Here is a 12,195-nt window from a genome sequence, read left to right as displayed (position 1 = left end):
GAGGAAAGGAGAAGAGGATGGCAGGATACGGTGGAGCGATGATTGTACTAATACTCGTTATTCTAATCGCAATGATTACTGTGCTTTTGTATCATCTTTTGCATAGAAAACGAAGACCTAATTCTATCGATGAGATGGAAGGACATGACTTCGAGCAATTTTGTGCTGAGCTTCTGCAGGAAAGAGGATTTGTGGAAGTGGAGGTAACAAAAGGGAGCGGTGACTATGGGATTGATATATTAGCGGAAAAAGAGGGGGTAACTTATGCTATTCAGTGTAAATGTTATTCCACACCGGTAGGAGTAAAAGCGGTACAGGAAGCGTATGCGGGAAGGGATTATTATGATCGCATGGTAGGGGTAGTGTTGACGAATCAATACTTTACGTCGCCGGCGGTAGAAGCGGCCGGAAAGCTTAAGATTCTATTATGGGATAGGGGATATCTGGATAGTATGATGCAGGAGAAGACGATAGAGAGATAAAATAGTTATCTCCGGGAAGAGAGAACGAATGAAAAAGGAAAAAAGAAATATCAGATTTACCATTCAACTTAAGTTGGTTATTATATCCAGCCTATTATTGACGATACCGCTGGCATTAACGGGAGCATTCAGCTATACGACGGCGAAGTCGGAACTCGATAAAAAAGGGGAGGTCATACTGAAAAATAGCGTGGAGCAGGCTCTCCAATTGATTGATGCCAAGCAAGAGGAAGTGGAGAGGGGGACTTTGACCCTTGAAGATGCGCAGGAACAAGTTAAGGTTGCTTTGCTTGGGGAAAAGGATGCGGAAGGAAAGCGTCCCATTAACTCCAGTGTTGATTTGGGAGAAAATGGTTATTTCGTCGTATACGATGCACAGGGTAATGAGGTTGCACATCCGTCGTTAGAAGGGCAGAATGTATGGGATGTGGAGGATAAGAGCGGTGATGGAACGAAATTCGTTCAGGAGCAGATTAACATAGGTGTTAATGGCGGAGGTTATGTGACCTACACATGGAATTTACCGGGTTCTGAAGCGACAGCGCTTAAGATATCCTATCAGAAACAGGAAGCAGATTGGGGATGGATTGTATCTGCAGGCTCCTATGCCATGGACTATAACGCAGGTGCAAGCACTATTTTAAATACATTAGTGATAGTATTAATTATTTCGCTTGTTATCGGACTGGCAGTTATCTTCCTTTTTGCACGCCATATTGCCACTCCTATTCGACGAATCAGCGGCTCTTTGGAACAAGTTTCGAATGGCAATTTGAATATTGCGGCATTATCGGTGAGAAATAGGGATGAGACAGGGCTGCTTGGCAATTCTTTTAATATTATGCTTCATAATATGCAAGAACTTATCGGTGCGCTGAAGAAGTCTTCGGGAACAGTCCTCCGGTTCTCAGATTCTCTCGCCGGGATAACGGATGAAACATCGAAAGCAATTAATGAAGTAGCGGTTACCATTCAAGAAGTTGCCAGTGCGGTATCGGATGAGGCTTCCAGTGTAGCGGATACGGTAAACAAAGTGGATGAATTGGCGAATAATATCGAATCCGTATCGGAGTCCACAGAGCAGATGAACCTTACGACACAGAGAACGGAAGAGTTAAGGGAAAGTGGGCTTGCAGCGGTGGGAACACTTGCAGAATCCATGAATAAGACAGACAGTGCAATTCATGAAATTGATGAGGTCATTAATAAGGTTATGGCGAGCGCCAACAACATTAATTCGGTAACGGAAGCGATTATTCAAATCTCCGAGCAGACCAATCTCCTTGCCCTCAATGCCTCCATAGAAGCGGCAAGGGCAGGAGATGCAGGAAGAGGATTTGCAGTAGTTGCAGAGGAAATACGCAAGCTTGCGGAACAGTCTGCTTCAGAAGTGGGTGAAATAAATGGTGCAATCGAAGAAATTCATACATATGCAGATTCCTCGGTAAAGACGATGGCTTCAGTACTTAAGGTTATAGAAGAACAGTCCTTGGCAGTTGATAATACGAAAGAAATATTTTTAAATATTGCGGAAGAGATCAGGTCTCTTATCGATAGGGTATCCTCTATTACGGAGGACAGCAGGCAGATGCGCAGGATGAAGGATGAAATAGTAGGAAATATGGAATCCATTTCCGCATCGACGGAAGAAACATCTGCGGCTACGGAAGAGGTTTCCGCTACTTCTCAGGAACAGCTTGCTTCCATGGAGGAAGTTGCCAGCCATACGAAGGAGTTGAAGGAGTTAGCACAACAGTTAGAAGAAATTGTACAGAGATTTAAATAATTAATATTGCAAAGGTGATATGAAAAGTTGTACTTATATAAATGGTACAACTTTTTTGTATTTGTATTATAAGTATGTAATTACGTATTGACAAGTATAGAGGAAAAATATATTATTATCTTATAAAGAATGAAAAGGAAATTATAAATATTTGTATATGTTATATAGGATATGAGTCGAAAATATGGTTTTCGTATGAATTATAAAAGAATACAACTAGGACAAAACAATACAACTTTAGCAAATGTGTTGGAATATTCGGCTTGCATATGGATATAACACTTACAAACAATACAACGCATAGGAGGATTGAAAATGAAAACAGGAAAGAATTACAAATTTTGGTTTTGCACAGGTTCACAGGATTTATATGGAGATGAATGCCTCACAAGGGTAGCAGAGCACTCTAAGATCATTGTAGAGAATTTGAACAACTCGGGAATGTTTCCTTTTGAGATCGTATGGAAACCCACATTAATTACGAATGAATTAATAAGAAGAACCTTCAACGAAGCGAACGCGGACGAAGAATGTGCAGGTGTCATCACATGGATGCACACTTTCTCTCCGGCGAAATCGTGGATACTTGGACTTCAGGAATATAGAAAGCCATTGATGCACCTTCATACACAGTTTAATGAAGAGATTCCTTATGATGATATCGATATGGACTTTATGAATGAAAATCAGTCCGCTCATGGTGACAGGGAATACGGTCATATCGTAAGCCGCATGGGCATCGAGAGGAAAGTAGTAGTAGGGCATTGGAGTGATAAGGAAGTACAGAAGACGATGGCCGATTGGATGAGAACCGCAATCGGTATTATGGAATCTTCCCACATCCGCGTATGCCGTGTTGCAGATAATATGAGGAACGTAGCGGTAACAGAAGGCGACAAAGTAGAAGCACAGATTAAATTCGGCTGGGAAATCGATGCTTATCCGGTAAATGAGATTGTAGAATATGTAAATGCAGTAACGGAAGGCGAGACGAATGCTCTCGTTGAGGAATATTATTCCAAATACGACATTATTCTTGAAGGAAGGGATGAAGCGGACTTTAGAAAACATGTTGCAGTTCAGGCAGGCATTGAGATTGGATTTGAGAAATTCCTTGAAGAAAGAAATTATCATGCAATTGTTACTCACTTTGGCGATTTGGGACAGTTGCAGCAGCTTCCCGGTCTTGCCATCCAGAGATTAATGGAAAAAGGCTATGGATTCGGCGGAGAAGGTGACTGGAAGACAGCGGCTATGGTTCGCTTAATGAAGATTATGGCTTCCGGTATTAAAGATGCAAAAGGAACCTCCTTTATGGAAGACTATACTTATAATCTTGTACCGGGTAAAGAAGGTATTCTACAGGCACATATGTTAGAGGTATGCCCTACTGTTGCGAGTGGAAAGGTGGGCATTAAGGTTAATCCTTTATCCATGGGTAACAGAGAAGAACCCGCACGTCTCGTATTCACATCGAAGACAGGTTCTGCGGTAGCAACCTCCTTAATCGATTTGGGAACGAGATTCCGCTTGATTATCAATGCAGTGGACTGCAAGGAAATCGAGAAGCCGATGCCCAAGCTTCCGGTTGCGGCAGCATTCTGGACACCTCAGCCTAACCTTAAGGTAGGAGCAGAAGCTTGGATTCTGGCAGGCGGTGCACACCATACAGCATTCTCTTATGATCTTACTGTAGACCAGATGGTAGATTGGGCGGCAGCGATGGGAATTGAAAGCGTTGTTATCGATAATGATACGACGATCAGAAACTTCAAGAATGAACTGAGATGGAATGAAATTGCATTCAGATAACTATCATACAGAATAGATGATGTTTTAAGGGAAAGGGCATGGTTATTTATATGAGCAATATAAAAGAAATGATTCTTAACGGAAAGACGGCATTGGGTATTGAGCTCGGTTCAACGAGAATAAAGGCAGTTTTGATAGGGGAAGATAATTCCCCTATCGCCTCCGGCGGTTATGGCTGGGAGAATCAATACAAGGATGGTGTTTGGACTTATAGTATTGAGGATGTATGGAAAGGGCTTCAGGGCAGCTATAGCAAACTGGCTGAGGAAGTGAAGAGCAAATATGATGTTTCGCTTCAGACAATAGGAAGTATCGGTTTCAGTGCTATGATGCACGGTTATATGGCGTTCGACAAGGAAGGCGAGATTCTCGTTCCTTTCCGTACATGGAGAAATACTACGACAGGCCAGGCAGCAGCGGAGCTGACCGAATTATTCGATTACAATATTCCTCTCAGATGGAGTATTTCCCATTTAAGACAGGCGATTCTGGATAAGGAAGAACATGTGAAGGATATTGACTTCTTCACTACGCTTGCCGGCTATGTACATTGGAAGCTTACCGGAGAAAGAGTGCTCGGTGTAGGCGATGCATCCGGTATGTTCCCTATCGATATCGATACGAAAGATTATAATAAGCAGATGATAGAGCAGTTCGACCAGTTGGTAGCAGGAGAAAATTATTCATGGAAGCTAATGGATATACTTCCTAAGGTTCTTCTTGCCGGTGAAAATGCAGGAACTCTTACGGAAGAAGGGGCGAAGCTTCTAGATCCCACCGGTGAGTTGAAGGCTGGAATTTCCATTTGTCCTCCGGAAGGCGATGCGGGAACCGGTATGACGGCGACTAACAGTGTAGCTGTGAAAACCGGTAATGTTTCTGCCGGAACAAGTGTTTTTGCTATGATTGTGTTGGAGAAAGACCTTTCCAAGGTATACCCGGAAATCGATTTAGTGACCACACCGGATGGAAGCCTGGTGGCTATGGTTCATTGCAATAATTGTACTTCGGACTTAAATGCATGGGTGAATATTTTTAAAGAATTTATGGAGACAATCGGCTTGGAAGTGAATATGCCTAAGCTCTATGATGATTTGTACTTCAAGGCGTTAGAAGGAGATGCCGATTGTGGCGGTCTGCTTTCCTATTGCTATTTCTCAGGGGAGCCGGTAACCGGTTTCGATGAGGGGCGCCCTCTGTTCGCACGTGAGATGAACTGCAATTTTACTCTTGCTAATTTTATGAGATCACACCTGTACTCTTCTCTGGCAGCTTTGAAGATAGGTCTGGATATTCTATTTAAAGAGGAGAAAGTTCAGGCGGATGAAATATTCGGTCATGGCGGCTTGTTCAAGACAGAAGGTGTTGGTCAAGGCTTCCTGGCAGCGGCTATGGATACTCCGGTATCTGTTATGGAGACCGCAGGAGAAGGCGGAGCATGGGGAATTGCCGTACTTGCTTCTTATATGAACAACAAAGAAGCCGATGAGACACTTTCTCATTATCTGAATGAAAAAGTATTTGCAGGAAATAAAGGAATTAAGATGGATCCTGATCCGAAAGATGTGGAAGGATTCGATGCATTCATCAGTCGCTATAAAGCGGGATTACCGATAGAAAAGGCTGCAGTAGAAAGCATGAAATAAGCTGGTCGTGCTAAAGCACGCAGATAGGAGCCAAATATGTTAGAAGAACTGAAAAAACAAGTATATGAAGCGAATATGCTGTTGCCTAAATACGGTCTCGTCACCTTTACATGGGGAAATGTCAGCGGAATTGACAGAGAGAAACAGCTTTTTGTCATTAAGCCAAGCGGTGTGGAATACGACAAGCTGACGGTTGACGATATGGTAGTTATGGATATGGATGGCAATAAGGTGGAAGGGAAATATAACCCCTCCTCCGATACAGCCACACACCTGGAATTATATAAGGCATTTCCGAAGGTGGGCGGTATCGTGCATACTCACTCTTCCTGGGCAACGAGCTGGGCTCAGGCCGGAAGGGGAATTCCTTGTTACGGCACGACTCATGCGGACTATATGTATGGAGAGATTCCTTGTGTCAGATGTCTGACAAAAGAGGAAATCGAAGGTGCCTACGAGAAGAATACCGGACTTTTAATCATCGATTATTTTAAGGATAAGGACTATGAAGCAGTTCCGGCAGTTCTTTGCAAGAACCATGGACCATTTTCCTGGGGGAAAGATGCCAATGAAGCGGTGCACAATGCGGTAGTGCTGGAGGAAGTGGCCAAGATGGCAGCTCGTTGTGAGCGGATCAATAGTGAAGTGACCCCTGCACCTCAGGAGCTGCAAGATAAGCACTATTATAGAAAGCACGGGGCAAACGCATATTATGGACAGAAATAGGAAGCAAGAGTCTGCCTGTATAGATTCTATGAAATAACAATCAATAGCTGCAAACGAGGGATAAAGTCGTTTGCAGCTATTTACTATTTATAGGAAATACCGATACACATAGTAAAGAGTGATTGTAACTATTCAGCAGGTCTGCGCATTTACTGCATCGACCGTAAGAATACTTGTGATTTCATAGGGGAAAGGAATGGTTATTAATATGTTAGTTAACGGAACTAGCACATTGCAGAATAATTATGCTTACATGGCGGTAAAGACGATGGGCCAAACAGCATTTGCCGGTAAAACGGTGGAAGGGGAAGTAGCAGAAAGCATTGCCCGGCAGATGAAAAACAAGCTGATTAATGATAAAGACAAGATGCAAGCGATTCCTGAGAAAGGGAAAGGGGCGCCTTATTCCTATCTTGCGGATGAAAAAGGTATTGTGGAATATAATGGGGTTATTTTTCTCTGTAACAATGAGAAAAGAGAGCTTTGCCTCGGCGATATGAGTAATCCTAAGAATGTTATCCGTATTCCCTTATCAGGAGGCGGATGCCTTATGGTGAATCGAGATAATATCGGCCAATTAGGGAAAGCTATCGGCATGTTTTCGCCGGAGGATATCAATAATATTCTACGGGCGCTTAAGCTGGATGCGAAGATACAGGAGATGAAAAAGGAAATAGAAGAAATGGAAGATGGAATCGGTAAGAGCAGTGAGGAGCAGTATGCGGATAGTGCGAAAGAGGCAGCCGATGCGTCGAAAAGCGAGCAAAAGGCAAATGGCTTCAACGGATATGAAGGAGAAGCGGAAGACGAACTGTTCGAGTTGAATGAATGGCAGCTTGATACATTGACAAAGGACATCCTTTAATTAATAATAAGTAGGAAATGTAATGATCGAATAACAGAAAAAACAGATAGTGCAAAAGGTAGGCGGGATGAAGCGAAAAAAGGGATGGGTCGGTACAGTAATCATACTTATAGCCATTGGAATAATCGGATTTTCAGCATGGAATCTGATAGGGATGAAAGGGCAATATGACCAGGCAGAGGAGGAATATGGACAACTTCTTGAGACGGTAAAGAGGCAGGAGAAGGAAGAAGCAGATGAAGAAACTGTCAGGGAAGAAGATAAGGAAGACGCGAAAGAGGGGGGCGATGCTGCACACAATGGTGGTGGAGAACTGTCCGTTGATTTTGAGGCACTGCTTAATAAGAATGAGGATACTGTAGGCTGGGTGGAATTCGGAGCTGTAGCAATCAGTTATCCCATTGTTCAAGGGGAGGATAATAATACTTATTTAGACCGTACTTTTGAAGGACAGGCGAACCAGGCAGGTTGTATCTTTATAGCAGCAGAGAATAAAGGAGACTTCTCGGATTGGAATACCATCGTCTATGGACACAATCGAAAGGATGCCTCCATGTTCGGGAAGCTGCGCCAATATCTTCAGCAAGAGACAGTGGATGCCAACCCTTATGTGTGGATATATACTCCTGAGGGAATCTGCCGATATGAGATTTTTGCCGCTTATATGACGGAAGCGGACGGGGACACCTATCAGATATTCCCCCAAGGGGCAGAAGGTTTCGGCGCTTATCTGGAGAAGGCGGTCTCATCTTCGGAGATAGAGTCGGATATCATTCCAGAGGAAGGAAAGAGGGTGCTTACCTTCTCCACCTGCACGAGTAATGAACAACATAGGCTGGTAGTTCAAGCGGTAGAAAGTGAAGATGATAAATAATACCGTGGCCGTTTATGCGAGTGTTCATAAGGATACTTTATGAACCGACTAAAAATGTGGGGTATAAGGCGGACAGTTTCGGCTGTCCGCCTTTTGCCATGCCTTAAATTGCGGCTGGCAGCTCATCATCAAACATCATTTCATCATCCATTCCGTAGAAAACTTCCATGGATGGAATATCAAATTCCTCTTTGACATCGTTCAGCATTCCAATGTCACGGTAGTGAATCCAAATATCCTGCGGAGCAGTTCGGGAGTATTTCTTAGCCTTTTCACCCACCACTACTTTTGCAATGAACATTCGAAGCAGCTCTGGTGTCAGTTCGGTAAGGTTGGTGTATTTCTTTGCTTTTTCAATAAACCTGTCCACGCTGGTAAGGGAGTTCTTGAGCTTTTCCATTCTGGCTTCAGCCTTTGGCATGCGTTCGCGTAAGGCTTTCTGTTCTGCGGCATACTCGTTGGACAGCGTTCGGTAATGCTCATCCGGTATACGCCCCAGCACATTATCCTCGTACAGTCTTTTAAATAGTGTGGTAAGCTCTAAATCCCTTTTCCGCATAAGCTCCAGCTCTTTTTGCAGCGCGGTAATTTCTTTTCTCGTATCAGCAGTGTTTTTGCGGTTGATGCACTCCGCAAACAGCACTTCGTCCTGCCTTGCAAAGTGAGTGACACGCTTCAGGTCATCCAAAATCACCGCCGCAAGCTGGCTTTCCCGGATGTAATGGGCGGAGCAGGATTCCTTGCCATACTGCTTGTAGGTGGAGCAGGCGAAATTGTTTTTACTCTCGTCCATGGTGTGGGCACGGTGTAGCACCAAAGGCTTTCCGCAATCGGCGCAGAATACAAGTCCCGAGTAAGGGTTAGGGTTCTCCATGTTTTTTCTCGGACGCTTTTTGTGCTCTCGAACCGCATGGGCGATATCCCAAATTTCTTGATCGATGATGCTCTCATGGGTGTTTTCAAACCTTAACCATTCGGATTCTGGACGGATAATTTGCTTCTTGTTTTTGTAAGATGCGGTTGTATGCTTCATGCTAACTGTGTGTCCGAGATAGGTTTCATCGTTTAAGATATTGACAATGGAGTTATCTCTCCACCGGTAGGGTCTGGTGGTATCCAAATTTGTCAGAGTCACTCCGGTCTGATTAAAATAGTAGTTGCTTGGATTTACCACCTGTTCCTCGGTGAGCTGCCTTGCGATTTGCTTGGGGCCTCTGCCCTCGGCGCACAGCTTGAAAATGTGCTTGACCACTTCGGCGGCTTCCGGATCGGGAACAATCTGTTTGGGATTGCTCTCGTCTTTTTTGTACCCATAGGGCGGCCTTGTCCCAACCCGTTCCCCGCGTTCAGCCTGTGCTTTCTTTACCGACCGAATTTTTTTGCTGCAGTCTTTTGCATAAAAATCGTTAAATAAGTTTCGGAACGGAGCAAAGTCGTTATCGCCGTAGAGCGTGTCCACCGCATCATTGATGGCAATGAACCGGACATTGTGGTTGGGGAAGGTATGCTCCATGAGAAAGCCTGTTTGCAGATAATCCCTGCCGAGTCGGCTCATATCCTTGACAATCAAGGTTTCCACCTGTCCGCTTTCAATCAGCTCCATGATCTCATTCCACGAAGGACGGTTGAAGTTTGTTCCGCTGAAACCGTCATCGAACAAAAAACGAATGTTCTCGAAGCCCTTTTCTTCTGCGTACCTGGTGAGAATCAATCGCTGATTTTGGATGCTGTTGCTCTCACCCTCCCGGTCATCTTCTTGGCTCAGTCTGCCGTAGAGTATGGTATATTTTTCGTTGTTTGCCATCGTTAAAAATCCTCCTTCTTGTTGTGGCAAACTGAATACGGTAACCCAAGCATACCGCAACAGGTTCCACAAGTCTACTGAAATCAAGCGTTTTAAAGCGCTTTTTCGAGGTCGTTTTCAATCACTGAAAGCATCTTTTTTGTGGGGGTAGAGGCGCTTTTTACGGGAAACACAGAATGCACCCGGAACACTCTGTCCTCCACCACCATATCCCGTTCAATGGTATGGGAGGTTTCGTCTGTGTAAACAAAGCTGTCTGCAAAGGTGCGGTGAGAGGTACCCTCGCTGTCGCTTTGCCAAATGATATCGACGGTTTCATAGGCGCCGAGGATATTGGTTTTTAGATAATGCTGTGCTGCTAATTTCTCGTTTGTCATGTCGCATCTCCTTTACATCTTCATTTCAAAATCGTGTCCGCTGTGGTCATCTTCCTTTTGACCGACCGCTAATTTCTTCTTCCTGCCGGTATGCTGCGGAGGTTTAGTGGTGGCGTCATTTAGGGAAATAGGGTTGTCCAGCCGTTCCAAAGCGCGTCCCAGCTGAACCACACTGCCGCCAATGCCAGCAAGATTAAGGGAATGACTATCCACAGTGGCGTCCATGTCAGGTGCGGCAGCTGCATCTTCGGCAGAGAAAAAGACTTCTCTTTCTGTTTCCCAGCCTGTGACAACGTCTGCTGTATCTGCAGCAGGCTCTTGCTGATTTGCTCCAGCTCCGACCCCGCAGGTAGATTGTCCAGCTGTGTTTTGAGGCCGCGGTTCTGCTGCCGGAGAACTTTTACCTGCTCCTGCAGCTGGGTTATCCCATCCCAAATCAGCCCTTGATTGTAGAACAGATTGTCTAGCTTCTCCTGTGTCAGAGGACAAGACGGGCTGTTCTGCGATGGCTGCTGGGGAATCGGTTCGACTGGCTGAGAGCCTGCGTTCCGCTGCTTCAATTCTTCTAAGCTCAAATTCACGCTCCATCATCTCCTTCAAATAGCGGTTGTCATGGAGCTTGATATCCCAGCAGGACATGGTGTTTGGGCAGGTGTAGGTAATATATTTTCTGGTATCTGTCCATTTTACCGCGTAGCCTTGTCGCTCCATATTCTTAATAAAATCAGCTTTTGTGCCGCTGATTTTCATTGCAATATCAATCGCGTTCATCAATGAAAACTTCCAACTCTGCCCCTTGGCGGCGGCACGGTATTCCCGAGAGGCGAGGCTTTTCGATTTACCGCCGGTGTATGGCTCAAGGGTAGTCAGCCCATATTGCTTACATATTTGGTCTGAATATGACCGGAGCTTGAATAACGTTTTGGGACCTTGATGTAATTTCTTTCCTGTTTTAAAGCTGACCGAGTTGATAATAAAGTGGGAGTGTAGATGCTCGTTATCCACATGGGTGGCGATGACTACCTCATAATCGGGGTAATTATCCTCCGCAAATTTTATGGCTATCTCATGTGCGGTTTTGGGTGAGATGGTTTCGCCATCCTTAAAGGCTTGGTCGTAGTGATAGAACATCGTTTTATCAGTCTTTTTAAAGCTGTTTTTGGTTGCCATAAATTCTTGGAAGGCTGTTTCGGGACAGCAGTCCTTGCCGGAGATTAAGCGGATGCAGCCGGTCTTATCCGCATCGGCGGAATAGGTTTGGTAGTTGACGGTGTGGTCACAATTGAATTTCTCCGGTTCGATGCACACCTTGAAATCCTGCAAAATATATTCAATTTCATTTCGCATGGAGAAGGCATTTTGCTTTTTACAGGGGATGAAGTTAACCGTTGCCATTACCGGTTCACCTCGCAAAGTGCGGACAGCTTTTCATAAATACCGCTTAGCTTCGCCTTGGTTTCTGCAAGGTAAACGGCATCAATTTTCCCCATGTTGGCAAGGGCGGTAAGCTGATTGAGGTTTCTGCCGATGGCTTTCAGCTCGCTGATGAGCTCCTGAATCCCGTCTACCACAACGATTTCTTTATCTGTTATGGCTCGTTCTAAAAATTCTGTCATGGTAACCTTGCCACGCTTAGATTTTTGTTTCAGGGTTTTATAGGTGCTTTCGCTGATGCGAAAGGCAAAGGGCTTTTTCTTCAATGGCGTTTCTCCTTCCGATTTTCATTGCGCCAACGGCGCTCTATAAAGTGGGGTCCGGGGCTTCTGCCCCGAGCGAGCTGTGGCGGGCGTATAGCCCGACGCTCTGCTCGCCTCACCCAATGG

Annotated in this window: 11 protein-coding genes; 7 read left to right on the top strand and 4 right to left on the bottom strand. The window is 44.8% G+C overall.

Annotated features, from left to right (window positions below; genetic code table 11):
- Positions 1–17: 17 nt before the first annotated feature.
- From RBB56_RS08560 to srtB, 7 genes are all read left to right on the top strand, one after another.
- Entirely contained in the window at positions 18–482 is a 465-nt protein-coding gene (locus tag RBB56_RS08560; RefSeq protein WP_306721956.1) for a restriction endonuclease, read from the top strand.
- Positions 483–510: 28 nt separating this feature from the next.
- Positions 511–2,268 (top strand): methyl-accepting chemotaxis protein, encoded by a 1,758-nt coding sequence (locus tag RBB56_RS08555; RefSeq protein ID WP_306721955.1) that lies wholly within the window; start codon positions 511–513, stop codon positions 2,266–2,268.
- A gap of 315 nt (positions 2,269–2,583) precedes the next feature.
- Positions 2,584–4,080: an L-arabinose isomerase gene (araA, locus tag RBB56_RS08550; protein WP_306721954.1), complete on the top strand. Its 1,497-nt coding sequence runs from the start codon at positions 2,584–2,586 to the stop codon at positions 4,078–4,080.
- A gap of 50 nt (positions 4,081–4,130) precedes the next feature.
- A complete protein-coding gene (locus RBB56_RS08545; RefSeq protein ID WP_331526797.1) occupies positions 4,131–5,726 on the top strand; it encodes an FGGY-family carbohydrate kinase in 1,596 nt (531 codons plus the stop codon).
- A 36-nt stretch (positions 5,727–5,762) separates the two neighbouring features.
- A complete protein-coding gene (gene araD / locus RBB56_RS08540; protein WP_306721952.1) occupies positions 5,763–6,452 on the top strand; it encodes an L-ribulose-5-phosphate 4-epimerase in 690 nt (229 codons plus the stop codon).
- A gap of 196 nt (positions 6,453–6,648) precedes the next feature.
- The gene (locus RBB56_RS08535; RefSeq protein WP_306721951.1) at positions 6,649–7,317 is read left to right on the top strand and encodes a hypothetical protein; all 669 of its coding nucleotides are present in this window, start codon (positions 6,649–6,651) and stop codon (positions 7,315–7,317) included.
- Positions 7,318–7,384: 67 nt separating this feature from the next.
- Positions 7,385–8,191 (top strand): class B sortase, encoded by an 807-nt coding sequence (srtB, locus tag RBB56_RS08530; RefSeq protein WP_306721950.1) that lies wholly within the window; start codon positions 7,385–7,387, stop codon positions 8,189–8,191.
- 103 nt (positions 8,192–8,294) lie between these two features.
- Here the strand turns inward: srtB and RBB56_RS08525 are convergent, their stop codons facing one another.
- From RBB56_RS08525 to RBB56_RS08510, 4 genes are all read right to left on the bottom strand, one after another.
- Positions 8,295–9,995 (bottom strand): recombinase family protein, encoded by a 1,701-nt coding sequence (locus RBB56_RS08525; protein WP_306721949.1) that lies wholly within the window; start codon positions 9,993–9,995, stop codon positions 8,295–8,297.
- Between the two features lie 92 nt (positions 9,996–10,087).
- The gene (locus RBB56_RS08520) at positions 10,088–10,372 is read right to left on the bottom strand and encodes a hypothetical protein (RefSeq protein WP_306721948.1); all 285 of its coding nucleotides are present in this window, start codon (positions 10,370–10,372) and stop codon (positions 10,088–10,090) included.
- A 12-nt stretch (positions 10,373–10,384) separates the two neighbouring features.
- Positions 10,385–11,767, bottom strand: a complete 1,383-nt coding sequence (locus RBB56_RS08515; protein ID WP_306721947.1) for a relaxase/mobilization nuclease domain-containing protein — start codon at positions 11,765–11,767, stop codon at positions 10,385–10,387.
- Entirely contained in the window at positions 11,767–12,072 is a 306-nt protein-coding gene (locus RBB56_RS08510) for a plasmid mobilization protein (protein ID WP_306721946.1), read from the bottom strand. Before RBB56_RS08510 ends, RBB56_RS08515 begins: the two co-directional genes overlap by 1 nt.
- Positions 12,073–12,195: the final 123 nt, after the last annotated feature.

Source organism: Kineothrix sp. MB12-C1, assembly GCF_030863805.1.
Taxonomy (GTDB): domain Bacteria; phylum Bacillota; class Clostridia; order Lachnospirales; family Lachnospiraceae; genus Kineothrix.
Note: the sequence above shows the minus strand (reverse complement) of the source record. Positions and strands in the feature narration are given on the sequence as shown.

What these genes read in the sequence shown, in the direction of transcription:
- araA (WP_306721954.1), top strand. Translation starts at nt 2,584, where the DNA reads ATGAAAACAGGAAAGAATTACAAATTTTGGTTTTGCACAGGTTCACAG.
- RBB56_RS08535 (WP_306721951.1), top strand. Translation starts at nt 6,649, where the DNA reads ATGGTTATTAATATGTTAGTTAACGGAACTAGCACATTGCAGAATAAT.
- RBB56_RS08525 (WP_306721949.1), bottom strand. Translation starts at nt 9,995, where the DNA reads ATGGCAAACAACGAAAAATATACCATACTCTACGGCAGACTGAGCCAA.
- RBB56_RS08515 (WP_306721947.1), bottom strand. Translation starts at nt 11,767, where the DNA reads ATGGCAACGGTTAACTTCATCCCCTGTAAAAAGCAAAATGCCTTCTCC.
- RBB56_RS08545 (WP_331526797.1), top strand. Translation starts at nt 4,131, where the DNA reads ATGAGCAATATAAAAGAAATGATTCTTAACGGAAAGACGGCATTGGGT.
- RBB56_RS08520 (WP_306721948.1), bottom strand. Translation starts at nt 10,372, where the DNA reads ATGACAAACGAGAAATTAGCAGCACAGCATTATCTAAAAACCAATATC.
- araD (WP_306721952.1), top strand. Translation starts at nt 5,763, where the DNA reads ATGTTAGAAGAACTGAAAAAACAAGTATATGAAGCGAATATGCTGTTG.
- RBB56_RS08560 (WP_306721956.1), top strand. Translation starts at nt 18, where the DNA reads ATGGCAGGATACGGTGGAGCGATGATTGTACTAATACTCGTTATTCTA.
- srtB (WP_306721950.1), top strand. Translation starts at nt 7,385, where the DNA reads ATGAAGCGAAAAAAGGGATGGGTCGGTACAGTAATCATACTTATAGCC.
- RBB56_RS08555 (WP_306721955.1), top strand. Translation starts at nt 511, where the DNA reads ATGAAAAAGGAAAAAAGAAATATCAGATTTACCATTCAACTTAAGTTG.